Below are 26065 nucleotides of genomic sequence, written 5' to 3'. Positions count from 1 at the left end.
TCCACAATTTTATCCACAGACAAATTGTCCTTCAGTGCTGTTTAATAATATTACAATTGTCAACTTGTTTTTTATAACTGTAAAATTGAAGAATTTAAACTCTGTAAACAATTTTCAAAGCAGATGTCAAATGTAAATTCGTGTATTTTACCTATATTTACAAATGTTAATTTAAGTTTTTGGCTAAAAATGGCTAAATTTGATTCTTGTAAACTATTCCTACAATGAATTTTGAACAGATCTATTCTCAAAACCCCGATTTCTCAAATCGCTATATTTCCCCTGAAAAATTATTTTCTTATCTACAGGCCAATCTCAGCGATTATATTCAGGAGATCGGAACATCCTATTTAGATAAACCGATTTATCAGTTAAGTATCGGAACCGGAAACATTCAGGTATTGGCCTGGTCGCAAATGCACGGTAATGAATCCAATGCCACTCATGCTATGCTTGACCTTCTGGTAAGTCTTGATAAAGCTCCGGAAATGAAGGAGGACTTATTCAGTAAAATAACACTTGATTTTATATTCATGCTGAATCCGGATGGATCAGAAAGATGGACCAGACTGAATGCTGCCGATATTGACCTGAACAGAGATTTTCATAATGAAGCAAGTAAGGAGATTAAATTCCTGAAAAAAGCAGCAGCTTCCAAAAAATATGATTATGCTTTAAATCTTCATGAGCAGAGAACCATTTTTACCACTGATGGTATTCATCCTGCTACGCTTTCCTTTTTGGCACCTTCTGAAAATGTAGAACGTACCATTACCGAAAACAGAAAAAAATGTATGGCAGTCATTGGAAGCGTGTACAACCATTTAAAAGAAATGATCCCCAACCAGATTGGTAGGTATTCTGATGAATTTTATCCAACTTCTACCGGAGACAACTTTATCAAAGGAGGTATGCCAACGATATTATTTGAAGGGGGACATTTTGTAGATGATTATAGCAGAAAAGGAACAAGAAAATACTATACCATTGCTCTTTATTATGCTTTGAAAGCAATCAGTGAACTGAACTCTGATATTACAGGATGGGAAACTTATCTTGAAATCCCTGAGAACCAGGAAACCCACTATGATTTAATTTACAGAAATGTAAAACTGAATACAGACCATGAATGTATTCTGGATATTGCAGTACAGTACAGGGAAATCAAAGAAGAGGGGAAAAGTGACATCTCATTTATTCCTTTCGTAATGGAAGCCGGAGATGTGAAACAAAAGAAGGGCTGGCTGGAAATAGACTGTACCGGAAAGAAATTTATTTCTGCAACTAAATATCCCAAACTGGACGCAGTTGTGGATTTTAAAATAGAAGATTAAAAGACTTTAAATATCTCCATATAAAAAAGTTTCGGCAGCCCCTTCAGGGCTGCCGAAACTTTTATTTTTATAACTAATTTCCAAAACTTAAATGGCTATGCACTAAATTATAATGCGATTCAGTAGGAGTGGGCTTTAGCCATTCAATTAATGAATATTCATCCGGCTTAACCAAAACTTAATTTCAGAATATAAAGTTTAGTTAACTACTTTAATTCCATTCGCTACAAATCTGATTTCTTCTTTGGGCTGAGTGATAGCATCAATTTCAGACTGAGGTTTTTTAGCATCTTCCGCATAATGTTTCTGTTCATTTACAGAAGTTACTTTTCTTTCTGCATTCCCTTCCAATACAACATTTTTTCCTTTTAATGCGGTAGGTACAAAGAAAGCATAATCCTTCATTTTTACAAAAAACTTAGAATTATCTTCTGTCTGGATCGTTAGCCAGCAACCTTTTTTGTCACATACGTCTGTTACTTTTCCCTTAACGGAAACATTCTCAACTTTTTTGTTATCTTTTTTAAGCTGTTTATTCAATTTATCTGCGGTGATCGCTTTGGATTCAGCGGATGAAGTTACCTGATCTCCGTAAGTATCACCTACCAACGCTTTTCCTTCCGGTGGTCCGGATTGAGCAAAAGCTAATGAAGAAGCTGTTAAAGCTGCACCCAATAATATTGCTTTAAATTTCATGTTTAATATTTTTCTCAAAAATACTAATTAAAATTGAATCATAAAGGAATAAAAAATGACAAAAGACAGGTGTTTTGATGAATTTTCAACAAATTTGAAAATCAAAGACAGATTTGATTATATTTGACCCCTATACTTGACTATGCAAAAAAAACTGAAACTATGGGATGCCATCATGCTTGTGATGGGATCGATGATCGGAAGCGGGATCTTTATTGTAAGTGCTGACATGATGCGAAACCTGGGATCCGGGTTTTGGCTGATTATCGTATGGGTAATTACAGGAGTGATGACAGTAGCTGCAGCCATAAGCTATGGAGAACTGTCTGCACTGTTTCCGAAGGCCGGAGGGCAATATACTTACCTGAAAGAGATTTTCGGAAAAAAAATGGGATTTCTTTACGGATGGGGATTGTTTACGGTGATACAAACCGGAACTATTGCTGCGGTGGCAATGGCTTTTGGGAAATTTACCGCTTATCTGATTCCGTCATTAAACGATGCTGCTCCTATTTTCCAGAGTGGTGAATTTAAAATAACCTGGATACAGATTCTTGCCATTGCTGTCATTATTTTGCTCACCTATATCAATACCAGAGGTGTAGAAAGCGGAAAAATCCTTCAGAATATCTTTACCGGTTCCAAAATTATTGCATTACTTGGGCTGATTGCGGCCGGTTTTATATTAGTAGACATTTCTCATTTAGCAGAAAACTTTAGCTGGGGAACAGATTCTTTTAATAACCTTAAAAAAGATTTGAGTGGTAATTTCCTTAAAGAAGGCTGGGAACCGATTGGAGGAATGACTCTTCTAGGCGGAATTGCTGCTGCCATGGTAGGTTCTGTCTTCAGCTCTGTGGCCTGGGAAAGTGTAACATTTGTTTCAGGTGAAATTGAAAACCCTAAAAAGAATGTAGTCAAATCAATGATTTACGGGACTTCTGCCGTAATGATCCTTTATATCGCGGTAAACTATGTTTATTTAAATGCTCTGGACAGAGACGGAATTGCATTTGCTGCTAATGACAGAGTAGCGGTAGCGGCATCCCAGAATATATTTGGAAGTGCAGGAACGATCATCATTGCCTTATTGGTCATGATTTCTACATTTGGATGTAACAACGGACTGATTCTGGCAGGAGCAAGAGTTTTCCAGACGATGGCCAAAGACGGCATGTTCTTTAAGTCAGCCGTAAAAAATAATAAAAATGAAGTTCCTGAAAATGCATTGTGGATGCAGGGAGTCTGGGCTTCCATTTTGTGTCTGAGCGGGCAGTATGGAAATTTACTGGATATGATCTCTTTCGTGATCGTTCTTTTCTATATGATTACGGTTTTTGGAGTTATTTATTTAAGAATCAAACAGCCGCAGCTGGAGAGACCTTATAAAACATGGCTTTATCCTGTAACGCCGGTTATTTATCTTGTCACAGGAACATGTTTCTGTATCCTGTTGCTTATTTACAAGCAGCAATATACATGGCCTGGTTTTGTTTTGGTATTGCTGGGACTTCCTGTGTACTATTTTATCAACAGAAAAAAAGCAAATACTTAAAATAAAACAAAAATATAACAGATTAAAGGGCTTTCAATTCAGTTTGAAGGCCCTTGTTTTTGAATAATATTTTAAAGTATATCATTATTATTTGTCGAAAATGTGTAATTTGGTATTTCGTTTTTAGAACAGGACCATGAAGTAAAAACAATAAGTTATGGATACACCAAATTACAGAATGCCTTTCGTACCGTCTACTTTAATGACCGAAGGCGGAAGTATCGATACCTGCGATATGGGGGAAAGTATTGCCCACAATATTATGCTGCTGATCACCACCAAAAAAGGGGAGAACAGATATGATGAAAACTATGGAAACGATGTCTGGAACCTTGAATTCGATAATGGAGTTACAAGTGCCATCTGGGAAAGTGTTTTTATCAAAAGCTTAAGAAGACAGATTCAGGAATATGAACCAAGAATCGTAAACCCGCAGATCGATGCTCACATACAATTTGTAGAGCACAGCTACGATACTAAAGAACACACCGAAATTAAAAAGAAAGTAAGAATTGCCATCAATGCAAAAATGGAAGAAACAGGAGAACGGTTCAGCTTCTCAACAGAACTGTTTCTAAGCCCGATGTCTATTGATTAATATTTTTAACAGCGAAAGAAAATTATGAATTTAGATCAGAATATTTATTCCAAAGAATCTGTAAAAGCAAGAATGCTGCAGAATGCAACTAAAGTATGGGGATTAAGGAGCCCGCAGTCTTTAGATCCTTTTGTAAAACTGCTGATAGACGCATTCAGTACAGAGGTTTTCAAAGCGAATAATGAAATACAGACGGTGAATGCCCGTATATTGGAAAAACTGGCAAAACTGCTTACACCGTCCATTTATACACATCCTATTCCGGCTCATTCCGTAGCTTTTACACAGCCTTATGAGTCTTCTGAAATTTTATTGGAACACACGGAATTCTTTTTCCGTAAACAGATGACTTCCACGGTGAAATCGGAATCGGACAAACAGCTGAACATTCCATTTACCCCCGTAGGAAATGTGAGAATCAATAAAGTTCACACTTCGATCATGTTTGTAGGAAATACCTGCTACAGCATCGACGACAGATTCAACAAAATTCCTATTGCAAGATTTCAGGGAAGACCTGAAGATTACAGAAAAATCACAATAGGAGTAGATGTAAGCAAATATGTAAGTGAAAACTTTCCCAAATACCTGAGCATATTCTGCTCCAATCCTGCTTTCGAGCACCTTGATTTCGTATACAAATTATTACCGTATATCACGGTTTCAAGCAATGGTAACCCTCTGTTTGTAAGAGAAGGATTAAGCTATCTTACGGAAAGTCAGAACGATGGTTATGAGCAGATGTTCAAAGAACAATCCATCAGAAATAAGGTGATTGAAGATATTAAAAGTATCTATCGCCATAAATTTATTGAAGTAACAGGAATCTCTCAAAGTCTGTTCTCAGAACCGGGACAGCTTCCACAGAACCTGGATTTTCTTGCCGGAAAAGAAGAAATTACTAAATTCCTGGATAATAAAAGTTATCTGTGGCTTACGTTTGAGTTTCCACCACAGTTTTCAGCAGAAATCCTGGATAATTTCTCATTTGTATTGAATGCTTTTCCAATCTATAACAGAGGCTGGAAAAAAACAGAATACAGCCTTGATATCATGGGGAATAATATCCCTTTGGTAACAGACGAAGGCGAGCATTTTCTTTATGTGGATGAGGTACAGGATGGTGACGGCAGAAGATATACTGAAATTCCTTTTACTCCGGCCGATGATCTTAAAAAAGGATTATATACTGTAAGAAAGGGAGGAATGGAACGTTTTACCAGCCGAAATGCAGTAGATATGATTGCCAATGTTCTGGAACTGACAAGAGATGAAATTGCTGCATTTTCCCTTTTGAACAGAGATAATGTAAAAGGAGTCTTAAGTGAAATGTCTGACAAAATGAAATCCATGGTGCAGAAAGTAAATAATGCCAAAAGGAATATCAGACAGGAGCTGAATTACGTGATCATGGAACCGGTGGAAAAAACCGATCATACCTACGCTTCTTTTTGGGTAACACACTGTACGCTGGCCAATCATATGCGTCCGGGAACTGAACTTTCCAACCAGCTGAAATCCCAGACTGTGGTACTGCTTACCGAAACATTAGGGGGAGCTGAAGAACAAAAAGGAACGGATAGCATTCAGGCGTATAAATATGCATTAACAACCAGAGATAAGATCATTTCTTTGGAAGACGTTAAAAATTATTGCCGCATGATTCTGAAAGATGAAGTAAGAGAAGTAAGGGTAAGAAGAGGAACGATGATCAGCAACAAGCCAAAAGAAGGATTTGTAAGAACGGTTGAGGTAGAGATTATTCCTCAGAACTATTCTTTCTACGGAAGAGCCTATTGGGAAAATATGGCCAATATTATCAGGAATCAGATTATTGCTAAAGCTATCGACGGAATTGAATATATTGTAAGAATCACCAATGAAGATGTTGACTTCCAGGATATGTAATTTCTTCAATACCCAATTAGTTTAAAATATAAAATGCCGTATCAATTGCGGCATTTTTGAGTGATATCAATAGGAATGGGCTTTAGCCCGTTTTTTTATCAATGAGCTTTCCATTGGCTTCAGCCAAAACTTATAAAATCTCTCCGGAAAAATTCAATAACATTGGGTTCAAAGCATTAACAAAACCTAAGAATTTTTTATGAAACTTTTATCCCTTTTATATTCAAAAAAAGTCTATAAAATTTCGTATTTTTGCACGTTGTGATTTTCAGGCAAATCACCCCAAATTATGAGTAAATCAACAGAATATATAGAAGTTTACGGAGCCCGTGAACACAATCTTAAAAATATTAACGTAAAAATTCCGCGCAACGAATTGGTCGTGATTACCGGCCTTTCCGGAAGTGGAAAATCGTCGTTGGCTTTTGATACTATTTTTGCAGAAGGTCAGCGTCGTTATATTGAAACTTTTTCTGCTTATGCACGCCAGTTTCTGGGCGGATTGGAGCGTCCTGATGTAGATAAAATCGAAGGACTTTCTCCGGTTATTGCCATTGAGCAGAAAACAACCAATAAAAACCCACGTTCTACCGTAGGAACAGTTACCGAACTGTATGATTTTCTGCGTCTATTGTATGCCAGAGTTTCAGATGCTTATTCTTTGTCTACAGGACAGAAACTGGTGAGCTATACCGAAGATCAGATCCTTGAAACCATCAAAGAAAATTATAAAAAGGAGAAAATCATGCTTTTGGCGCCCGTGGTGCGTTCCAGAAAAGGGCATTATCATGAACTCTTTGTTCAGATGGCTAAAAAAGGTTACGGGCAGGCAAGAATTGATGGTGAGCTGCAGGATATTGAATATGATTTAAAACTTGACCGTTATAAAACCCATGATATCGACATTGTGATCGATCGTTGGATTATCGGGGAGAATGCTTCGGAAAGCAGAATGGAAAAATCATTGCGTACTGCAATGGAAATGGGGGAAGGAATTATCGGAATTCAGAAACTGGGAAGTACAGATATCGAATACTTTTCCAAGAACCTGATGGATGCGGAAACCGGGCATTCTCTGGCGCTGCCTGAACCCAATACATTCTCATTCAACTCTCCAAAAGGAAGCTGCCCGAATTGTAAAGGTCTGGGAACCATTAAAAAAATCAATACCGATTACTTTATAGACAATCCGAAACTATCCATCAATCAGGGAGGATTACTGCCGTTGGAAGATATCAAGTCCAACAAATGGATCCTGTCACAGATCAAAAACATTCTTGAGATCTTTGGATTAGGATTAACAACGCCATTGCAGGATATTCCGGAAGAAGCACTGGATTATATCTACAACGGATGTCACAAAGAATTCAATAAAGACCTGAAATACGCGGGAATTACCAAGAAAATAAAAATAGGTTTCGATGGTCTGATCGCTTTCATGGAGGAGATTATTGATGATAGAGATTCCTATGAAGCTGTTTTATTGGAAAGACGTTTCACTACAGAAGAAATATGTCCTGAATGTCACGGAACCCGTCTTCAGCCTTCAAGCTTAAGTTTTAAAATTGATGGAAAGAACATTGCTGAGGTTAATGGATTAAGCTTAGCAGATTTAAAAGACTGGTTAGCTGATGTTAAAGATAAATTCTCAGAAAAGAATAAAATCATTGCTCACGAGATCTTAAAAGAAATTGAAACCAGACTTCAGTTTTTGCTGGATGTAGGATTGGATTATTTAAGTTTGAGCAGAAGTTCAAAAACACTTTCCGGAGGAGAATCACAGAGAATCCGTCTCGCAACGCAGATCGGATCTCAGTTGGTGAATGTATTATATATTCTTGATGAACCAAGTATCGGGCTTCACCAGAGAGATAATGAAAGACTGATCCATTCTCTGAAAAACCTGAGAGATATCGGAAACTCTGTATTGGTGGTAGAACATGATAAAGACATGATCCTGGAAGCCGATGAGGTGCTGGATATTGGTCCGAGAGCAGGAAAATTCGGAGGAGAGATTCTTTGGCAGGGAAAACCAAAAGATCTTTTGAAAGCTGATACCATCACGGCTCAGTATATTAATGGAAAAAGAAAAATAGAAATTCCGGCAGAAAGAAGAGCAGGAAGCGGTAAAAATATTGTGTTAAAAGGCGCTACAGGGAACAATCTTAAAAACGTAACCCTGGATATTCCTCTTGGAAAACTGGTTGTAGTAACCGGAATTTCAGGTAGCGGAAAATCTTCTCTGATTAACGGAACATTATATCCGATCCTTAACAAGCACTTCTACAGAGCGGTTCAGGAACCGTTACCTTACAAGAAAATTGAAGGGTTAGAGAATATTGATAAAATTGTAGACGTAGACCAGACGCCAATCGGAAGAACACCACGTTCAAATCCTGCAACCTATACCGGAATGTTTACCGATATCAGAAACCTTTTTGCAGAGCTGCCGGAAAGTAAAATCCGTGGATATAAACCGGGAAGATTCTCTTTCAACGTAAAAGGCGGAAGATGCGAAACCTGTCAGGGTGGAGGATTGAAAGTGATCGAAATGAATTTCCTTCCGGATGTATACGTACACTGCGAAACCTGCAACGGAAAACGTTTCAACAGAGAAACCCTGGAAGTTCGTTACAAAGGAAAATCAATCTCTGACGTATTGGATATGACGATTGATGAAGCGGTAGATTTCTTCCAGCCGATTCCTAAGATTTTTGCAAAAGTGAAAACATTACAGGATGTCGGTTTAGGATATATTACGCTTGGACAGCAGTCGACAACCCTTTCGGGAGGTGAAGCGCAACGTATCAAGTTAGCAACCGAACTGGCAAAAAGACAAACCGGAAATACTCTTTATATCCTTGATGAACCAACAACAGGACTTCATTTTGAAGATGTAAAAATCCTGATGGATGCCATCAATCAGTTGGTAGAACTCGGAAACTCATTCATCATCATCGAACATAATATGGATGTCATCAAATTAGCAGACCATATTATCGACGTTGGTCCGGAAGGAGGAAAGCACGGCGGACAGATCGTAGCACAGGGAACTCCTGAAGAAATTGTGAAGTCTAAGAAGAGCTTGACCGGGAAGTTCTTGAAGAGGGAACTGGAGTAGATTCATAATTATGCAGTATTATTTTATCATTCCAAAGGAATCTAAATGATTTCCGTTAGAGAATGTTTATAATAAAAGGCTAAACTATTAAAGTTTAGCCTTTTTTTTGCCTAAAATAACCCTCCAATATTAAATTTTCAATTATTTTTAAAATTTATTACACTGATAATCAGTTAATTAAATTTTAATGTTAACTCAATGTTAACTGAATGTAAAATTAATATGAATTATTTTTAATAACTTTGGTTAAGAGATACAAAAATAGGTTAGTATAATATTTAAAACCAGTTAGTTATGAAAAATAGAATTCAAATATTGATGGCTTCACTTTTCGTTTGCGGATTTGCTGCTGTTTTGAACACTGCCAAAGCACAAACAACAGATCATAATACCATTCAGGAAATTCAGTTGAACAGGAGTGAAACATTTAATGATATCAGAAATAAACTAGAAGCTAATTTTGATCTTACCAATCCTGATTACAAACAGGGAACCGTAAACTCTGTGGTGAAATTTGATATTGCAAAAAACGGAAAAATCGTTAATGTTCATTCCAGTGGTGACTGTAAAACCGTTAGTAAGGAAATTGAAACAGTGTTAAGCGATCTTGACTATAGAGTAGACCGCAAAAAACTAACTGATAACATGGTTGCTTACACCTATGTAATGCCTGTGACAGTAGAGATCCACAGCAGATAATATTCATTGCATATTATTCAATTATGTGTGAATAATGAAAACTTACCAGATTAAATTGTAATAAAGAATAAACAGATATGTTTTAGTTTTGGGCTACCATAAAATTAAAACGATATGAAAAATTTAAAGAAGCTGACAAAGTCAGAGTTGAAGTCAGTGAACGGAGGAGAACCTGTAAAATACTGTACGTTTTGCGAGTGGGCAAATAAAGTAATCTGCAGCGATATTCCAATCGTTCAATGTCCGTAAAAAATAAAGCCGCTTACAAAAAGCGGCTTTTCTATTGTTGTGTACTCTGAACAAACTCTGTTAATCTTGCTTTAAGATCTTTAGAATTTCCTATCGTATCAAAAGTAACATTATCTATTCTCCATCCTTTCTCTGTATTGATCAGATGCACGGTGTCCATCCAGGTTTCTTTGGGGGAAGCTTCATTATATTCGAAGGCTACCAATGCTTCAGCAGTCTTATCCTGTATCTTAACAGACTTGATTTTATAATCTGTAAATCCTTCATACAGACTGGAAAAAATAGCCCCTTCGAATATTAAAGGTTTCTCATCAGGATGATCACTATTTTTTACCTTTTCAATATCAGCCTTTGATGCATTGATAGCCTCGTCTAAAACTTTTTTTAGCTCCTGAGAAAATAAAGTATCCGGAATCGGCTGGTTGTAAACAGCTTCGTTGGATTTTCCATATTGAGTATACAGTTCATTTACTTTTTCAATAATGGCTGTTTGTGAAGGCCGGGTAAGTTGAGGCTCGTTCTTTTTGCAGGATAAAAAAAACAGGAATATTCCTAAACAGAGAAAAAATTTTTTCATTGGTATTATTTTGTGGTATTATGTGAATTCCAGGCTCAAAATGTATACCAAAATCTGTCTGTAAATATTTCTCACGAATCACAAAAATCAATACATTTGAGTAGATAAAAAAAATGTGGATCCTATTCTTAACGTTGCTGTCCGTTCCCTCTGCGTTTACCTATTCATGGTAATTGCCATTCGTTTATTTGGCAAAAATCAGCTTTCCCAGCTCAATGCAGGGGATGTTGTATTGCTGTTGTTAATTTCAAATGCTGTTCAGAATGCAATGGTAGGTCCTGATACCTCTCTTCAGGGAGGAATCGTGGCGGCATTGGTTTTGTTTGTTGCTAATTTCATTGTGAAGAGATTCATGTTTTCCAGCCGTTCCTTTCAGACTTTTATGGAAGATGAGCCGGTTATTCTGATCAGGGATGGAATTGCCGATCAGGCAGCCCTGAATCGGGTAAAGATTACAGAAAGCGAATTGGAAGAAGCGATAAGAGAACACGGAATTGAAAACATAAACAATGTAAAGCTTTCCGTTCTGGAAGTGGATGGAAATATCAGTGTGGTTTCTCAGGATGAAAAAAGCAAGCAGACACACTATTCAAGAATTAAAAGAAAAATCAAAAGAAAATACCATTAAATACGATGAATTACGAATTAAGAGAAATGCTTCCCAGCGACGAAATCAGGGTCCTTGAAATTTTCCGCCAGGGAATAGACGGTGGGATTTCCACTTTTGAAACAGAAGTTCCAACTGCTGAAGCCTGGAGCATGGGCTATTTTAACGACTGCCGCTGGGTACTGGAAAATGAAAAAAATGAAGTTGTGGGATGGTGTGCCTTAAAGCCGGTCAGCAAAAGAGAATGCTATAAAGGAGTTGCAGAGGTAAGCATTTATTTTGATAACGAATATCAGGGAAAGGGATTGGGGTCCGTATTGCTTAAAAAATTGATTTTGGATAGCGAGGATCACGGATTCTGGACATTACAGACCAATATCTTCTCCGAAAATGAAACTTCTATCAAATTTCATCAGAAAAATGGTTTCAGAATCGTAGGCGTCCGTAAAAAAATCGGAAAACTCAATGGAGAGTGGAAAGACATTATCCTGATGGAAAAAAGAAGTGAAATCGTCTAGAGAACTATAATAGATAATAGATGATAGATGATTTTGTTTGGTAATATAATTCTCCATAACAAAATTCACTATTGACTTGTGAAGCAAAATTGACTATTGACAATAAAAGGCCATCTATTCCAACCTTAAACTTTGAGCTTTGAACTTTAATTTTTTTAACCTTTGGCACTACCATTGTTATATTAAATAAAGTTGAAAAATAGAAATAATGAAAAATTTGATTAAAATTACAGGAGTTCTTATCGTAGCATTCATGTTATCATCTTGTGTGGTGCATGACAATGGACGCCGGGTGAAAACAGTTCCGCCAGGACAGGCTAAAAAAGTTTTTGGAGGAAGCGCAAAAGACTATGCTCCTGGGCAGGTGAAAAAAAGAAGCGGCTACTAACAGGCACAAAAAATAAAAAATTAGCAGTTAGTTTTAACATACATTAGCTTAATTTCAATTTCTTTTGGCATTAACATTGATATATTTCGCTATCGAAATTGAAAAAGTGAAAATAATGAAAAGTATGTTTAAAGTGGCTGGAGTAGCTGTGGTAGTATTATTGCTGTCTTCATGTGTGGTACATGAGCATCATGGAAGGAGAATGCCTCCGGGCCATGCAAAAAGGTATTATGGCGGAAGCGCGAGGTACTACGCGCCAGGGCAGGTAAAGAAAGTGTATATTTATGACGATCGAGGGCATCATCACAAAGGCCGCGGTCATGGACATCACAGATAAAAAGAAAAGCACTGAATTTTTTCAGTGCTTTTTTTATGATCTATTATAATCTCGATTTTTTGGGATTAAGGAAAGTGTTGAAAACCATTACTTCCTGTCCGAACTTTTTCTCAATTCTTTCGGAAATATTTAAAAGTTCACTTTTAATAAAATCTTCCCTCAGTTCATTATTATCAAAAATTAGCAGGAGATTATAATTTTTACCTTCCTCAATAAAGTCACTGTGCACTTCAGAAAGAATATATTTGTTGACATCCATAAGGTTTTCAGTCATTAAAACCAGTGTTTCATCAATATAATTTTCCCATTCTTCCAGGTTATCTTTTGTGCAGTGGAAAGTTATACTTAATACGCTCATATTTTTATGAATTTTTAAGATTTTTTGGATAAATTCTACAGCAAAAATCGGCTTTTTTTTCGTAAATTAGCCCGTTAATAAAAATTGGAAATAAATAATTTTCAAACTTACAGCTAAGAGTTTGAATATCATTACAATAAAATTTGTTTATGCAAAAAGAAGGAGAAAGACTGATTCCTATCAACATTGTTGATGAAATGAAGTCGTCTTATATCGATTATTCGATGTCGGTTATCGTTTCAAGAGCGTTACCGGATGTAAGAGACGGCTTGAAACCCGTTCATAGAAGAGTACTTTATGGTATGTATGGACTAGGGGTGTTTTCTAATAGAAAATATTTAAAATCTGCGAGAATTGTTGGGGACGTTTTGGGTAAATACCACCCGCACGGAGATTCCTCTGTATACGATGCTATGGTAAGAATGGCTCAGGACTGGAGCTTGCGTTATCCTCAGGTAGACGGACAGGGTAACTTTGGTTCCATGGATGGTGACCCGCCTGCAGCAATGCGTTATACCGAGGCTAGATTGAAAAAAATCTCTGATGAGGTTCTTTCAGACCTGGACAAAGAAACAGTTGATTTCCAGAATAACTTCGACGACAGTTTACAGGAACCGACGGTAATGCCTACTAAAATTCCGAATCTTTTGGTAAATGGTACTTCAGGTATCGCGGTAGGTATGGCAACCAATATGGCACCTCATAACCTTTCAGAATCTGTAGATGCAATCTGTGCGTATATCGATAATAAAGAAATTACGATTGACGAACTGATGCAGCACATCATTGCACCGGATTTCCCTACAGGTGGTATCATCTATGGATATGACGGAGTAAGAGATGCTTTCCATACAGGAAGAGGTAGAGTTGTTTTAAGAGCTAAAGTTAACTTTGATGAAATCGGAAACAGAAATGCTATCATCGTTACTGAAATCCCTTATCAGGTGAACAAAGCTGAAATGATCGCCAGAACAGCAGAACTTGTTAAAGACGAAAAAATCCCTGGAATCCATGAGATCAGAGATGAATCGGATAGAAAAGGACTTCGCATTGTATACGAACTGAAAAACGATGCAATCCCGAATGTCGTTCTTAACCTATTATATAAATATACGGCACTTCAGACTTCTTTCAGTGTAAACAATATTGCATTGGTACACGGAAGACCGGAGCAGCTGAACCTTAAAGATATCATTCATCACTTTGTAGAGCACAGACACGAGGTCATCGTAAGAAGAACTCAGTATGAGCTTAAGAAAGCAAAAGAGAGAGCACATATCCTTGAAGGATTTATGAAGGTGATCGGAACTCAGGATGCTTTAGACAGAGCAATCTCTATTATCCGTCACAGTGCCAACCCTCAGGCTGCAAAAGAAGGCTTGATCGAAGCTTTTGAACTTTCTGATATTCAGGCCCAGGCAATTCTTGATCTAAGATTAGCCCGTCTTACAGGAATGGAGCTTGATAAGATCCGTGATGAGTATGATGCGATCATGAAAGAAATCGCAAATTTGGAAGACATCTTAGCGAACGAGCCGAGAAGATTCCAGATCATTAAAGAAGAATTGCTTGAGATCAAAGAAAAATACGGAGACGAAAGAAGAACCGAAATAGATTACTCAGGAGGAGAAATGTCTATCGAAGATATTATCCCGAATGAATCTGTAGTTCTTACTATTTCCCATGCAGGATACATCAAGAGAACTTCTCTTTCAGAATATAAAATCCAAAGTAGAGGTGGTGTAGGTAATAAAGCGGCAACGACAAGGGATTCCGATTTCCTTGAATATATCGTTTCTGCAACCAACCACCAGTATATGCTGTTCTTTACTGAAAAAGGAAGATGTTACTGGTTAAGAGTATTTGAAATTCCTGAAGGCTCCAAAACGGCAAAAGGAAGAGCAGTACAAAACCTTATCAACATTGAACCGGATGATAAGATCAAAGCATATATCAGAACCAACAACCTTAAGGATTCCGAATATGTAAATCAGATGAGTGTAGTGATGGTAACTAAAAACGGAACCATCAAGAAAACATCGTTGGAAGCCTATTCAAGACCAAGAGTAAACGGGGTGAATGCTATCGAAATCAGAGATAATGACCAGCTATTAGGAGCTTACCTAACGAATGGAACTTCTCAAATCATGATTGCCACTAAAAACGGTAAGTGTATTCGTTTCCCTGAGGAGAAAGTAAGAGAAGTAGGTAGAGGATCTATCGGGGTAAGAGGGATCCTGCTTGAAGATGGTGACGAAGCTATTGGTATGATTGTTGTGAACGATGTAGAGAACGAAACAGTACTTGTAGTATCTGAAAAAGGATATGGTAAGAGAACTGCGGTAGAAGACTACAGAATTACCAACAGAGGTGGAAAAGGAGTTATTACGCTTAATATTACTGAAAAAACAGGAAATCTGATTGCTATTCAGAACGTAACAGACGAAGACGGATTGATGATTATCAACAAATCCGGTGTTGCCATCAGAATGGGAATGGATGAAATGAGAGTAATGGGTAGAAATACTCAGGGTGTAAAACTGATCAACCTTAAGAAAAATGACGAAATTGCAGCCATTGCAAAAGTAGAAATGGATAAAGATGTAGAGGAAGATTCTGAAGAACTTGAAGAAACAGAAGAAGGTGTTGTAGGATCACTATTTGATAACCAGGAAAACGAAGAGGCTCCTCAGGCTGAAAATGAAAATTCTGCAGAGGAAAATGAGAATTCTGATTCCGAATAAATTGTACAATATAAATATAAAATAGTTATTATGAAGAAACTAATTTTAGGAATGGCTATCGTAGCATCTGCTTTTGCTTTTGGGCAGAAAAAAGATGCGGCAGCATTAAATGCTCAGCTTCAGGAAGCTAATAAAGTGGCTATGGATGCATATAATGCAAAAAACTATGCTGCTGCAGCGCCTAAGTTTATAGAAGTCTACGACTTGTTAAAGGCTAACGGGCAGGATAATAAAATATATATGTATTATGCAGGATTGAGCCACGCATTAGCTAATAACACTGATCAGTCTATCAAAATATATACAGACCTTATCAATTCCGGATTTACAGGAGTAGAAACTACATACACTGCAAAAGAGAAGAAGACAGGTCAGGTTGTAAATCTTGATAAAGCGACGTGGGAACTGATGAAAAAGAACCCTGATTACAGTGATTTCAAAACAGAACAGACTAAAAGTATAGAGCCTGATTTGTATGAAACTTTGTCGTCATTGCTTTTGAATGCTAAAAAACCAACTGAGGCTCTTACGATTATCGAAAAAGGTTTGGTTAAATTCCCAAACAATGCTAAGCTTAAAGAAGCTCAGACTACAGCATATCTTCAGTCTGGAAATACAGACGAATTCGTTTCTGGATTAAAAGAACAGTTGGCTAAAAACCCTAACGATGCTACAAACTGGTATAACCTTGGGGTAATGCAGGCTAAAAACCCAGCTACTGTTAACGATGCTTTGGAAGCGTTCAAAAAAGCTGTTGAGCTGAAGCCAGATTTCTCTGATGCATATCAGAATTTAGTATATACGACTATTGGTGATGATGCTAAAGTAGTAGGAGAGATCAATGCATTAAGAAAAGACAAGCCGGATGAAGCTTCTAAGCTGATTGATGCAAGAAGAGAAAGGTTCGGAAAAGCATTACCATATGCTGAAGGATGGTATAAAGCCAATCCAAAGAGTCTTGATGCGGTTACTGCGTTAAAAGAAATTTACATTGTAACTAAAAACATGGATAAAGTTAAAGAAATGAAAGCTAAAGAAGCTGAACTTACAGCTGCCGGAGCAAAATAATCATTTTTTGACATAACAGATATGAAAACCGGAACAGAAATGTTCCGGTTTTTTATTGTAAACAGAAAGTGTTGAAGTTCTTATCAGGATTTTATGTTTCATATAGAAGTTTGCAGACCTTTTATATTTTTGAATTAAATCTATAAACCTAACAGGTTTGATTTATTAACGGTCCTCCTATGCAGTTTCTGTTGAAAATTGTTCATACCGGATTCATGCATTCAAAATTTCTTTTTTTATAGAGATGAACCTTCAATTTCAACCTGAAAATTTCTCTGTAATTCCGTATCTTTGAGAAAAATTTTTATAAGATGATCGAGTGGAAAACCGCCAAGGAATACGAAGATATTACCTATAAAAAATCTAACGGAGTAGCAAGAATTGCTTTCAACAGACCTGAAGTACGTAATGCTTTCAGACCTAAAACAACTTCAGAATTATATGATGCTTTTTATGATGCCTATGAAGATCCTTCAATAGGCGTTGTATTGCTGTCAGGAGAAGGACCAAGTCCAAAAGACGGAGGATGGGCATTTTGCAGCGGAGGAGATCAGAAAGCCAGAGGACACCAGGGATATGTAGGAGAAGATGGAAGACATCGTCTGAACATTCTTGAAGTTCAGCGTCTGATCCGTTTTATGCCGAAAGTGGTAATCGCTGTTGTTCCCGGATGGGCAGTTGGTGGAGGACACTCACTTCACGTAGTATGTGACCTTACTTTAGCGAGTGAAGAACATGCTATTTTCAAGCAAACCGATGCCGATGTTACCAGTTTCGATGGTGGTTATGGTTCTGCTTATCTTGCTAAAATGGTAGGACAGAAAAAAGCACGTGAGATTTTCTTTTTAGGAAGAAATTATTCTGCACAGGAAGCTTTCGAAATGGGAATGGTGAATAAAGTGGTGCCTCACGCAGAACTAGAGGATACAGCTTACGAATGGGCACAGGAAATATTAGCTAAATCACCAACTTCTATCAGAATGCTGAAATTTGCCATGAACCTTACAGATGATGGTATGGTAGGGCAGCAGGTTTTTGCCGGAGAAGCTACCCGTCTTGCTTATATGACAGAAGAAGCTCAGGAGGGAAGAAATGCTTTCCTTGAAAAGAGAAAGCCCAACTTCGGAGAAGATCAATGGATATCTTAAAAATATAATTGATAATTGATGAATGATGATTGATATTATCATTTATCATTTATCAATTATCAATTATCAATGATAAATTTATGACACATTGGATAAAAGCCGCAAGGCTAAGAACTTTACCGCTTTCCTTAAGCGGAATTATTATGGGAGCTTTCATTGCAAAATGGAGACTTTACGGAGAAGGAGGTACCTGGGACTGGAAAATCCTTGCACTCGCTCTGTTGGTTACGCTTTTATACCAGATTTTATCAAATTATGCCAATGATTATGGTGACGGAGTAAAAGGTACAGACGCCAAAAGAATCAATGAAGCTGAAGCAAGAGCTGTAGCATCAGGGAAAATTACCGCAAAACAGATGAAAAATGCAGTAATCCTTTTCGCAGCATTATCCTTCATTGCTACCATTGCTTTGTTGTACGTAGCTTTTATTCCAAACTATATGAATGAATTCTATATCTTCATAGGATTGGGAGTAGCATGCATTCTTGCCGCAATTGGATATACGGTAGGTAAAAAACCTTACGGATACATGGGATTGGGAGATATTTTCGTGTTTATCTTCTTTGGACTGGTTTCTGTGTGCGGAAGCTATTTCCTGTTTACAAAAACTTTCAGCTGGGATATATTATTACCCGGAACAGCGGTTGGAATGATGAGTATGGCGGTTCTTAACCTGAACAATATGAGAGATATTGAAAGCGACAGATTATCAGGGAAAAATAGCTTTGCATTGAGAATCGGATTCAAAAATGCAATGATCTATGAAATGGTTCTGTTACAGTTACCATTGGTGCTTATCCTTATCTTTTTAGGAGTAAACGGGTTTATACAGCAGCAAAACTACTATGTGTTTATTGTAATGATCCTTTTATTCCCATTAGCCAAGCTGAGAAGAAGCATCATGTCGGTGAAAGAACCAAAAGAATTAGACCAGTACTTAAAACAGGTAGGAATCATGACTTTTGTAATGGCAATTCTTACAGCAGCCGGACTTAACTTATTTCACTAAATCTAAAATATTATACCATGAGTTCTAATGCATACGTTGAAGCTCAAATGCTTATCAGGAAGCCGGTTGAAGATGTTTTCGAAGCATTCATCAATCCGGAAGTAACTACCAGTTTCTGGTTTACCAAATCTACCGGAAAGCTGGAAGAAGGGAAGACTGTTACCTGGGAATGGGAAATGTACGGAGTAAAAAACGTAGTAAAAGTTCACCAGATTATTCCGAACCAACTGATCAGAACAGAATGGGGAGAGCCTGCAGTAAACGTAGACTATGAATTCAAAACGATGGAAAAAGGAACACTCGTGGTCATTAAAAGCTATGGATTCAGCCAGACAGGCGAAGATCTGATGAAAGTAATTAATGACAATACAGGAGGTTTTACAACAGTTTTAGACGGATGTAAGGCTTATCTCGAACACAGGATTAAGCTTAACCTTATTGAGGATAAGTTTCCATCGAAATAATAGATTAAAGAAACACGGATGGCACGAATGCTTTCACAATCGCCACTAATCTCATTGTGCTATTTGTGAAATTATTTGAGTCATTTGTGTTTAATATTTAATAATAATTGAAATTAAATTTAAAATGAAAATACAATTCTTAGGGCAAAATTGTTTCCTGTTTACCTACAAGGATAAAACAATTTTGAGTGACCCTTTTTACAACTACAAAAAAGCAGAATCAGGTTTTGACATTTCTGCCCAAAAAATCGACTACATCCTATTAACTCATGCGCACGGTGATCATATTGCTGATGTAGCAGAAGTATTGCAGCACTATCCGGAAGCTACCATCATTGGAGTTCCTGAAGTATGCGGTTATTTCCAGCAGGCTAAAAATAAAGACGATGTGAACTTAGGAGGATCGGCAAAAATCGACGATCTTAAAATTTCCATGGTTCCGGCTCACCATACAAGTTCTTTCCCGGATGGAAGCTATGGAGGTGTTCCTGTAGGGTATATCTTCAGACTTCCTGAAGGTAAGAACATCTATCTGGCTGGTGATACAGGAGTAATGGCTGATATGGAGTTGTTCCCGAGATTATACGGAAACATCGACCTTTCTATCCTTCCGATCGGAAGCCACTACACAATGTGCCCCAGAAAAGCTTCTTTTGCAGCAGCAGAGCTATTAAAAACACCGAAAGTAATCGGATGTCACTTTGATACTTTTCCTGCCATTGAAATCAACCATGAAAGTGCACTAAAGCATTTCGCCGATAAAAATGTAGAACTTGTTTTACCAAAATTGGGAGAGACGTTCGAATTTTAATTGATAACAAAACCGGAGGTAATCTGAAAATTAGAAAAATGAAAATGATGCGTAAGGTATTAAAAACAAAAAAAGATAATTATCAAATTACCTCTCTTCTTACTTTAAAACAAAAAAAAATGGCAAGCTACCTAAATCACACCGCTACGACCGATTACCTTTGCTGCGTTCCCACCCTGGAGGATTCTCAGGAGCTGGTTGTTTAGGACTTGCCGTTGCAAAGGTAGGAATATTTTATAAACTTCAAAACTTTATTAAAGAAAATTAGTCGAAAAAATGCAGTGGTAAAGCTAAACGCCTGACATTTAGAGGGAAAATTTTTCAACTTTTTTCTAAAAATTTAAATATGACGAAAAGTCCATCAACACTAGGAATTATACTTTTTATTGCTACAATGATCGTTTTCTTTGTAGTATATACTTTTTTCTCAGGAATCAATTATTTTGATATCTCTTTGAAAGCCAATGCTTTTGTTTTGCCTCTTTTATATGCCGGAGCTGCTTTCTGGTCTGTAAAATCTTACTGGAACAACCATAGAGTGGTAAAATTTAAAGATGCTTTCAAAAGAGCATTTGTTCCGATGTTTATCGGAGGAATTCTTTCCATCTTCAGTATTTATGCGTTTTTAACCTTCGTTGATCCTTCAGCAAAAAGCCTTTTGAACTATCAATATGTTCAGAGACAAAAATCAGAACTGGATACAGAATATACTTCTGCAAGAAAAATTCTGAAGCATCAGAAGGATATTGATGAACTGGATCAGAAATACAAGGAAAGACTGCAAAGCTTCACTCCTGAGGCAGTTAAAGGAAAAGATATGCTTACCGCAAGTCATTTTTCAGGATATTTTGCAGCAATTCTTATATTTTACGTAGTTTTGTCGGTGTTTTTCGGAGCATTTTTCAGAACAAGAACAATACATCAGCCCGAAGAAACCAATCAAGCCTAATTTTTATTAAAATTAAATGAATTTATCTATAGTTATTCCGTTACTGAACGAAGAAGACTCTCTGGAAGAACTTTTTTCAAGAATTGATAAAGTATGTACAACCAGTAATTTATCTTATGAAATCTGGTTTGTAGACGACGGAAGTACGGATTTGTCGTGGAGTATTATTGAGAATATGAAAGTTCAGTATCCTCAGATCCACGCTATTAAATTTTCCAGAAATTATGGAAAATCACAGGCGCTTCATGCCGCTTTTGAAAGAACAAACGGTGATGTAGTGATTACAATGGATGCCGATTTACAGGATTTTCCTGAAGAAATTCCGGAACTGTACAATATGGTGATTCATGATAATTATGATATCGTTTCCGGTTGGAAAAAGAAGCGTTTTGATAATGTAATGACGAAAAATATTCCGTCAAAACTATTCAATGCGGCAGCGAGAAAAGTTTCAGGAGTTTACCTTCACGACTTCAACTGTGGTCTGAAAGCTTATAAAAGACAGGTGGTAAAATCGGTTGATGTGTATGGAGATATGCACCGTTATATTCCGGTATTGGCTGCCAATGCAGGTTTCAGAAGAATTACCGAGAAAGAAGTACAGCACCAGGCAAGACCTTACGGAACTTCAAAATTCGGAACGGAAAGATTTATCAGAGGGTTTCTGGATCTGATAACTCTTTGGTTTGTAAGTCGTTTCGGGGGAAGACCAATGCATTTCTTCGGAGCGGTAGGGACTTTAATGTTTATTGTTGGATTTCTTTCAGCACTTTGGCTGGGAATTTCTAAACTGATTGATGTGGCAAGAGGAATTTACGGACATTTGATTACCAATAATCCATGGTTCTTTATCGCATTAACCATGATGATCATGGGAACCCTTCTCTTTATCGCAGGATTCTTAGGAGAAATGATTATCAGAACCAACCGTGAGCATAAGAATTATAATATTGACGAAGTAATATAAATTCAGGTGATTATTTAATAAATGTACTGAAAACTAATCTGTTAATGTAAACCTTTAGTTGATGTATGGCCATTCCCATCCTTTGGAGGGGTGGCGAAAATTCAAAGAATTTTTAACGGGGTGGTTACGCAAAAAATAATCATTCCAATTTCAATACATACAAAGCACTCTATTACAGGGTGCTTTTTGTATTTTTATAAAAACTTTTAATCTCAATGTTTCAACTCAAATCAATCTTTTTTTATTTTCTTTTATTCTTAACGGCTTCATGTTCATCCAATAAACTTTCCGGCTCCTGGGAATTTATTGATATTTATGATGGTGAAATCAGTCAGACAGACACACTGAAAACCAAAACAAACAATTCCAGATACGGAACAGGAATTCTGACTTTTTATCAGGATAAAACTTTCACTTCAATGGGCAACAGCGGAACTTATCAGATAGAAAATAATCTGTTGAAAATGAAGTATAATGATGATGAAAATGTAACTCCTATGAAAATTTCCGGTGTAAGTAAAAATTACCTGCTTTTATTTTCAATGACGGGAAGCCCTAAAACGTGGTTTTATAAAAAAATAAAGACAAAGTATAAATAGGAAACAGTCTTTTCCCTGAAAAGCAGAAAATTAAAAATGATCAGGTATTTTATTGTCAAAAGACAAAGATTTTTAGAAATTTTAATCCTATTTTTGTTCAAAGTAATATTGAAAGTCTAATGAGAGATATGAAAAAACTTTCAGGGATTTTCAGTACGAATTGTTACGATAATAATGTAATATTTAAAATTAAATATGAAAAAAGTTGTATACACATTGATGCTGATGGCAGTTGTTTCCTGCGGAAAAGTTTCTCCAAAAGGAAATATTGAAAAGAAAGATGTGGATGTACCGGAATTTGTAAACCTTGATCTGGAAGGGAAATTCCGTGTATTTTATGCCAGAGGTCCGAAAAATTTTGTAGAAATAGAGACCTATCCGAATGTAGCCAATAATCTGGATGTGGATGTAGAAGACAAAACACTTTTCATCAAAGAAAAAAGAGGTACAAAAGGAGTCGATTTTTATAATGTAACGATCTATTCAAAATATAATCTTGAAAAAGTTGCTGTTTCCGATTCTGTTGAAGTCAATATTTCAAGTGAAATCAAGACAGACAATTTCAGGCTTAGTATGAAAAATAATGCCAGTTTCATGGGCTCTGTCAACACCAGAAGAGCAGAAGTAGAAATGCATAACAGAAGCCGCGCTAATTTCCTTGGATTGTCGAAAGATGCAGTCATAAAGATTTCAGACACAGCAAGTTTAATTGCGCCTTACTGGAAAATTACCAACCTGAATATTGATTCCAAAAACGGAAATTATGCAGAAGTAAACGTAAAAGATTCATTAAAAGGGCATATTCAGAACACAGCAAAATTTGTCTATTATAACGATCCGATCAGAGCGTTTAAAATTGATAAAACGACGAAGGTCGAAAATAAAAAATTATATTAATTTTGGCTGGAAGCCAGAAGCTGGAAGCTATGTTAGTTTTTCACACTTCTTGTTTGGATTAACAACTTTATTTCCGTCAAAAATAGCAGAATATAAAAGTTAGAGTAATTGGAAGAAAAAAAATATACAGCAGATAGTATTCAGACTTTGGAAGGTATAGTACATGTCAGGCTTCGCCCACAAATGTATTTCCAGGAATGTTTTGACAAGAAGAACCTTAACGCATTGGTTTCAGATTCTTTGTGTCATGCTGTTGATGAATATTTTGATGGTATTTGCAATGAAATTTCTATAAGAATCAATGGAAATATAATGGTTATAGAATATAATGCAGGAATGTCTTTGGAGACATCCAATGGACTTACCAAAGCCGAATGCATTATGACAAAAATCGGAGCTTGCAGCAACGAAAAAAAGCATCTGGAAGTCGGTGCAGAGTTTTGTCACTTAGGAATGGCAACAGTGAATGCCGTTACAGACAAATGTGAAGTTAAAACTATTTGGAACAAAAAACAGGGATATTTTATTTTTGAAAAAGGATATACCACCTTTAAAGAAATTTTGACCAGTAAAAATTCTAAAGATTCAACTCAAATCAGTTTTGAAATGAGTAAAGGGATTTTCGGAGAATTAGAATTTGAATGGGAAGATTTGCAGTTAAGATTGAATTCATTAAGAGAAAAACTGCCTAATTTAAAAATAGAACTATATAAACTATCATAAAGAACAAGAACAACATATAAATATGAATACACTAGAAAAAGCGAAACTTTGGTTAAGTGATACCTTCGATAAGGAAACGAGAGATGCTGTACAATTACTTATTGACAGCAATTCCCCTGATCTGGAAGATTCTTTCTACAGAGAACTGGAATTCGGAACAGGAGGAATGCGTGGGATAATGGGAGTAGGAACCAACCGCTTGAATAAATATACATTAGGGCAGGCTACACAGGGATTGGCGAACTACATGCTACAGCAGTTCAAAGGTGAAGAGATTAAAGTGGCCATCGCTTATGATGTTCGTAATAACTCAAAAGAATTCGGGAAACTGGTAGCAGATGTTTTAACAGCCAACGGAATTAAAGTATTGCTTTTCAAAGACCACAGACCGACACCTGAGTTGTCTTTCACTGTTCGTGATAAAAAATGTAACGGAGGAATTGTTTTAACAGCTTCTCACAACCCGCCGGAATACAACGGTTATAAAGTATACTGGAATGACGGAGCGCAGATTGTTCCGCCTAATGATGAAGCCATTATCAATGAAGTTTATTCTGTAAAATTTGAAGAAATTAAATTCAACGGAAATGATGATCTGATCGAATGGATCGGAGAGGAGCAGGACGATGTATATATCGATGCATGTATTGAAAACTCTACCTATCAGAATGTTGGAAAAGAAAATTTAAATATTGTTTTCACTTCAATCCACGGTACAACGTATACAACTGTTCCTAAAGCACTTGAAAAAGCAGGGTTCAAAAAGGTTGATCTTGTAAGAGAACAGATGATCCCAAGCGGAAATTTCCCTACCGTAGATTCTCCCAACCCGGAAGAGCCTGCAGCATTGGAAATGGCAATGGATCTGGCAAGAATTACCAATGCTGATATTGTAATCGGAACAGACCCGGATGGAGACAGATTAGGAATCGCGGTAAGAAACCTTGATGGCGAAATGCAGCTGTTGAATGGAAACCAGACCAATACCATCCTTACGTATTATATCTTAAACGAGTGGAGAAAGCAGGAAAGAATTACAGGAAAAGAATTTATTGGTTCTACGATTGTAACTTCAGATATCTTCTTTGATATCGCTCAGAAATTCGGAGTAGAATGCAAAGTAGGTCTTACCGGATTCAAATGGATTGGAAAAATGATCCGTGAAGCAGAAGGAAAGCAGAAATTTGTATGCGGAGGTGAAGAAAGTTTCGGATTTATGACCGGAGATTTCGTTCGTGACAAAGACTCTTGCGGAAGTATCCTTTTAGCCTGCGAAATTGCAGCATGGTGTAAAGCGAACGGAAGAACAATGTATCAGTATATGATCGAGATCTATGAAGACCTTGGAATGTATTACGAAGGATTGATCAATATTGTAAGAAAAGGAAAAGAAGGTGCTGAAGAAATTCAGAATATGATGAAAAACTTCCGTGAAAATCCTCCGAAGGAACTGGCAGGATCACCGGTGGAAGAAGTAAAGGATTTCAAAGAACAAACCAGCCTTACCGTTTCTACCAACGAGAAAAAAGTAATGAATGATATCCCGAAGTCTAACGTTTTGATTTATTACACACAGGATGGAACAAAAGTATGCGTAAGGCCTTCAGGAACAGAACCAAAAATCAAGTTCTATGTTTCTGTAAAGGATTCCATTACTTCAGAAGCAGATTTCAGAGACAAATTAAAATCATTGGAAGCCAAAATAGGAGCCGTTAAAACAGATTTGAAGCTGGATTAATA

Annotated in this window: 25 protein-coding genes and 1 other RNA gene; 22 read left to right on the top strand and 4 right to left on the bottom strand. The window is 36.8% G+C overall.

What is annotated here, in order from left to right; translation table 11 throughout:
* Positions 1-224: 224 nt before the first annotated feature.
* Positions 225-1334: a M14 family zinc carboxypeptidase gene (locus LIV57_RS08295; RefSeq protein WP_227942244.1), complete on the top strand. Its 1110-nt coding sequence runs from the start codon at positions 225-227 to the stop codon at positions 1332-1334.
* Between the two features lie 198 nt (positions 1335-1532).
* Here the strand turns inward: LIV57_RS08295 and LIV57_RS08290 are convergent, their stop codons facing one another.
* Positions 1533-2030, bottom strand: coding sequence for a DUF4920 domain-containing protein (locus LIV57_RS08290; RefSeq protein WP_202840669.1), 498 nt, complete (start codon positions 2028-2030; stop codon positions 1533-1535).
* Positions 2031-2172: 142 nt separating this feature from the next.
* Between LIV57_RS08290 and LIV57_RS08285 the strand changes: the two genes are divergently transcribed.
* The 6 genes from LIV57_RS08285 to LIV57_RS08260 all read left to right on the top strand — a co-directional run bounded on the left by LIV57_RS08285 (position 2173) and on the right by LIV57_RS08260 (position 10160).
* Positions 2173-3585, top strand: coding sequence for an APC family permease (locus LIV57_RS08285; protein WP_227942243.1), 1413 nt, complete (start codon positions 2173-2175; stop codon positions 3583-3585).
* Positions 3586-3742: 157 nt separating this feature from the next.
* A complete protein-coding gene (locus tag LIV57_RS08280) occupies positions 3743-4183 on the top strand; it encodes a GPW/gp25 family protein (protein ID WP_002979175.1) in 441 nt (146 codons plus the stop codon).
* Between the two features lie 24 nt (positions 4184-4207).
* Positions 4208-6091: a type VI secretion system baseplate subunit TssF gene (locus LIV57_RS08275; protein ID WP_227942242.1), complete on the top strand. Its 1884-nt coding sequence runs from the start codon at positions 4208-4210 to the stop codon at positions 6089-6091.
* A 289-nt stretch (positions 6092-6380) separates the two neighbouring features.
* Positions 6381-9212: an excinuclease ABC subunit UvrA gene (gene uvrA / locus LIV57_RS08270; RefSeq protein WP_227942241.1), complete on the top strand. Its 2832-nt coding sequence runs from the start codon at positions 6381-6383 to the stop codon at positions 9210-9212.
* 294 nt (positions 9213-9506) lie between these two features.
* Positions 9507-9911, top strand: a complete 405-nt coding sequence (locus tag LIV57_RS08265; protein WP_062674942.1) for a hypothetical protein — start codon at positions 9507-9509, stop codon at positions 9909-9911.
* Positions 9912-10025: 114 nt separating this feature from the next.
* Positions 10026-10160, top strand: a complete 135-nt coding sequence (locus LIV57_RS08260; protein WP_082798797.1) for a bacteriocin-like protein — start codon at positions 10026-10028, stop codon at positions 10158-10160.
* 31 nt (positions 10161-10191) lie between these two features.
* Here LIV57_RS08260 and LIV57_RS08255 read toward each other — a convergent pair whose 3' ends face one another.
* Entirely contained in the window at positions 10192-10737 is a 546-nt protein-coding gene (locus LIV57_RS08255; RefSeq protein WP_227942240.1) for a DUF3828 domain-containing protein, read from the bottom strand.
* Between the two features lie 115 nt (positions 10738-10852).
* On the opposite strand from LIV57_RS08255, the gene LIV57_RS08250 reads away from it, so the two are divergent.
* The 3 genes from LIV57_RS08250 to LIV57_RS08240 all read left to right on the top strand — a co-directional run bounded on the left by LIV57_RS08250 (position 10853) and on the right by LIV57_RS08240 (position 12250).
* A complete protein-coding gene (locus LIV57_RS08250) occupies positions 10853-11365 on the top strand; it encodes a DUF421 domain-containing protein (protein ID WP_137904929.1) in 513 nt (170 codons plus the stop codon).
* Between the two features lie 5 nt (positions 11366-11370).
* Positions 11371-11862: a GNAT family N-acetyltransferase gene (locus LIV57_RS08245; RefSeq protein WP_227942239.1), complete on the top strand. Its 492-nt coding sequence runs from the start codon at positions 11371-11373 to the stop codon at positions 11860-11862.
* Positions 11863-12115: 253 nt separating this feature from the next.
* A complete protein-coding gene (locus tag LIV57_RS08240) occupies positions 12116-12250 on the top strand; it encodes a quinol oxidase subunit 4 (RefSeq protein ID WP_394361450.1) in 135 nt (44 codons plus the stop codon).
* A gap of 380 nt (positions 12251-12630) precedes the next feature.
* On the opposite strand, the gene LIV57_RS08235 is transcribed toward LIV57_RS08240, so the two are convergent.
* Positions 12631-12945, bottom strand: a complete 315-nt coding sequence (locus LIV57_RS08235; RefSeq protein ID WP_227942238.1) for a DUF4286 family protein — start codon at positions 12943-12945, stop codon at positions 12631-12633.
* Between the two features lie 149 nt (positions 12946-13094).
* On the opposite strand from LIV57_RS08235, the gene gyrA reads away from it, so the two are divergent.
* The 6 genes from gyrA to LIV57_RS08205 all read left to right on the top strand — a co-directional run bounded on the left by gyrA (position 13095) and on the right by LIV57_RS08205 (position 20190).
* Complete coding sequence (gene gyrA, locus LIV57_RS08230; RefSeq protein ID WP_227942237.1) at positions 13095-15689, top strand: DNA gyrase subunit A; 2595 nt, start codon at positions 13095-13097, stop codon at positions 15687-15689.
* A 30-nt stretch (positions 15690-15719) separates the two neighbouring features.
* On the top strand, positions 15720-16757 hold the full coding sequence (locus LIV57_RS08225; RefSeq protein ID WP_227942236.1) for a tetratricopeptide repeat protein: 1038 nt from the start codon (positions 15720-15722) through the stop codon (positions 16755-16757).
* A gap of 311 nt (positions 16758-17068) precedes the next feature.
* Complete coding sequence (locus LIV57_RS08220) at positions 17069-17905, top strand: 1,4-dihydroxy-2-naphthoyl-CoA synthase (protein WP_034697698.1); 837 nt, start codon at positions 17069-17071, stop codon at positions 17903-17905.
* Positions 17906-17985: 80 nt separating this feature from the next.
* Positions 17986-18915 (top strand): 1,4-dihydroxy-2-naphthoate octaprenyltransferase, encoded by a 930-nt coding sequence (gene menA, locus LIV57_RS08215; protein ID WP_227942235.1) that lies wholly within the window; start codon positions 17986-17988, stop codon positions 18913-18915.
* 17 nt (positions 18916-18932) lie between these two features.
* Complete coding sequence (locus LIV57_RS08210; RefSeq protein WP_227942234.1) at positions 18933-19379, top strand: SRPBCC family protein; 447 nt, start codon at positions 18933-18935, stop codon at positions 19377-19379.
* A gap of 124 nt (positions 19380-19503) precedes the next feature.
* Positions 19504-20190 (top strand): metal-dependent hydrolase, encoded by a 687-nt coding sequence (locus tag LIV57_RS08205; RefSeq protein ID WP_227942233.1) that lies wholly within the window; start codon positions 19504-19506, stop codon positions 20188-20190.
* A 117-nt stretch (positions 20191-20307) separates the two neighbouring features.
* Here the strand turns inward: LIV57_RS08205 and ffs are convergent.
* Positions 20308-20405, bottom strand: an RNA gene (gene ffs, locus LIV57_RS08200) — signal recognition particle sRNA small type.
* A 131-nt stretch (positions 20406-20536) separates the two neighbouring features.
* On the opposite strand from ffs, the gene LIV57_RS08195 reads away from it, so the two are divergent.
* The 6 genes from LIV57_RS08195 to LIV57_RS08170 all read left to right on the top strand — a co-directional run bounded on the left by LIV57_RS08195 (position 20537) and on the right by LIV57_RS08170 (position 26063).
* Positions 20537-21139, top strand: coding sequence for a DUF4199 domain-containing protein (locus LIV57_RS08195; RefSeq protein ID WP_227942232.1), 603 nt, complete (start codon positions 20537-20539; stop codon positions 21137-21139).
* 16 nt (positions 21140-21155) lie between these two features.
* Positions 21156-22106 (top strand): glycosyltransferase family 2 protein, encoded by a 951-nt coding sequence (locus LIV57_RS08190; RefSeq protein WP_110010230.1) that lies wholly within the window; start codon positions 21156-21158, stop codon positions 22104-22106.
* A 215-nt stretch (positions 22107-22321) separates the two neighbouring features.
* Positions 22322-22705 (top strand): lipocalin family protein, encoded by a 384-nt coding sequence (locus tag LIV57_RS08185; RefSeq protein WP_227942231.1) that lies wholly within the window; start codon positions 22322-22324, stop codon positions 22703-22705.
* A 195-nt stretch (positions 22706-22900) separates the two neighbouring features.
* Positions 22901-23602 (top strand): GIN domain-containing protein, encoded by a 702-nt coding sequence (locus tag LIV57_RS08180; protein ID WP_227942230.1) that lies wholly within the window; start codon positions 22901-22903, stop codon positions 23600-23602.
* 108 nt (positions 23603-23710) lie between these two features.
* A complete protein-coding gene (locus LIV57_RS08175; RefSeq protein WP_227942229.1) occupies positions 23711-24325 on the top strand; it encodes a hypothetical protein in 615 nt (204 codons plus the stop codon).
* Between the two features lie 22 nt (positions 24326-24347).
* Positions 24348-26063 carry a phospho-sugar mutase gene (locus LIV57_RS08170; protein ID WP_227942228.1) on the top strand — a complete coding sequence of 572 codons (1716 nt, stop codon included), beginning with the start codon at positions 24348-24350 and terminating at the stop codon, positions 26061-26063.
* Positions 26064-26065 lie beyond the last annotated feature (2 nt).

This window comes from Chryseobacterium sp. X308, assembly GCF_020733145.1.
GTDB classification, from domain to species: Bacteria; Bacteroidota; Bacteroidia; order Flavobacteriales; family Weeksellaceae; genus Chryseobacterium; species Chryseobacterium cupriresistens.
The sequence above is the reverse complement of the archived record's forward strand: the minus strand, read 5'-3'. Positions and strand labels throughout refer to the sequence as shown.

Bases quoted from the DNA above. Each gene is read 5' to 3' on its own strand.
- LIV57_RS08260 (WP_082798797.1), top strand. From the start codon at position 10,026: ATGAAAAATTTAAAGAAGCTGACAAAGTCAGAGTTGAAGTCAGTGAAC.
- LIV57_RS08280 (WP_002979175.1), top strand. From the start codon at position 3,743: ATGGATACACCAAATTACAGAATGCCTTTCGTACCGTCTACTTTAATG.
- LIV57_RS08190 (WP_110010230.1), top strand. From the start codon at position 21,156: ATGAATTTATCTATAGTTATTCCGTTACTGAACGAAGAAGACTCTCTG.
- LIV57_RS08180 (WP_227942230.1), top strand. From the start codon at position 22,901: ATGAAAAAAGTTGTATACACATTGATGCTGATGGCAGTTGTTTCCTGC.
- LIV57_RS08295 (WP_227942244.1), top strand. From the start codon at position 225: ATGAATTTTGAACAGATCTATTCTCAAAACCCCGATTTCTCAAATCGC.
- menA (WP_227942235.1), top strand. From the start codon at position 17,986: ATGACACATTGGATAAAAGCCGCAAGGCTAAGAACTTTACCGCTTTCC.
- LIV57_RS08285 (WP_227942243.1), top strand. From the start codon at position 2,173: ATGCAAAAAAAACTGAAACTATGGGATGCCATCATGCTTGTGATGGGA.
- LIV57_RS08210 (WP_227942234.1), top strand. From the start codon at position 18,933: ATGAGTTCTAATGCATACGTTGAAGCTCAAATGCTTATCAGGAAGCCG.
- uvrA (WP_227942241.1), top strand. From the start codon at position 6,381: ATGAGTAAATCAACAGAATATATAGAAGTTTACGGAGCCCGTGAACAC.
- LIV57_RS08290 (WP_202840669.1), bottom strand. From the start codon at position 2,030: ATGAAATTTAAAGCAATATTATTGGGTGCAGCTTTAACAGCTTCTTCA.
- gyrA (WP_227942237.1), top strand. From the start codon at position 13,095: ATGCAAAAAGAAGGAGAAAGACTGATTCCTATCAACATTGTTGATGAA.
- LIV57_RS08265 (WP_062674942.1), top strand. From the start codon at position 9,507: ATGAAAAATAGAATTCAAATATTGATGGCTTCACTTTTCGTTTGCGGA.
- LIV57_RS08275 (WP_227942242.1), top strand. From the start codon at position 4,208: ATGAATTTAGATCAGAATATTTATTCCAAAGAATCTGTAAAAGCAAGA.
- LIV57_RS08235 (WP_227942238.1), bottom strand. From the start codon at position 12,945: ATGAGCGTATTAAGTATAACTTTCCACTGCACAAAAGATAACCTGGAA.
- LIV57_RS08170 (WP_227942228.1), top strand. From the start codon at position 24,348: ATGAATACACTAGAAAAAGCGAAACTTTGGTTAAGTGATACCTTCGAT.
- LIV57_RS08220 (WP_034697698.1), top strand. From the start codon at position 17,069: ATGATCGAGTGGAAAACCGCCAAGGAATACGAAGATATTACCTATAAA.
- LIV57_RS08240 (WP_394361450.1), top strand. From the start codon at position 12,116: ATGTTATCATCTTGTGTGGTGCATGACAATGGACGCCGGGTGAAAACA.
- LIV57_RS08245 (WP_227942239.1), top strand. From the start codon at position 11,371: ATGAATTACGAATTAAGAGAAATGCTTCCCAGCGACGAAATCAGGGTC.
- LIV57_RS08255 (WP_227942240.1), bottom strand. From the start codon at position 10,737: ATGAAAAAATTTTTTCTCTGTTTAGGAATATTCCTGTTTTTTTTATCC.
- LIV57_RS08185 (WP_227942231.1), top strand. From the start codon at position 22,322: ATGTTTCAACTCAAATCAATCTTTTTTTATTTTCTTTTATTCTTAACG.
- LIV57_RS08205 (WP_227942233.1), top strand. From the start codon at position 19,504: ATGAAAATACAATTCTTAGGGCAAAATTGTTTCCTGTTTACCTACAAG.
- LIV57_RS08195 (WP_227942232.1), top strand. From the start codon at position 20,537: ATGACGAAAAGTCCATCAACACTAGGAATTATACTTTTTATTGCTACA.
- LIV57_RS08225 (WP_227942236.1), top strand. From the start codon at position 15,720: ATGAAGAAACTAATTTTAGGAATGGCTATCGTAGCATCTGCTTTTGCT.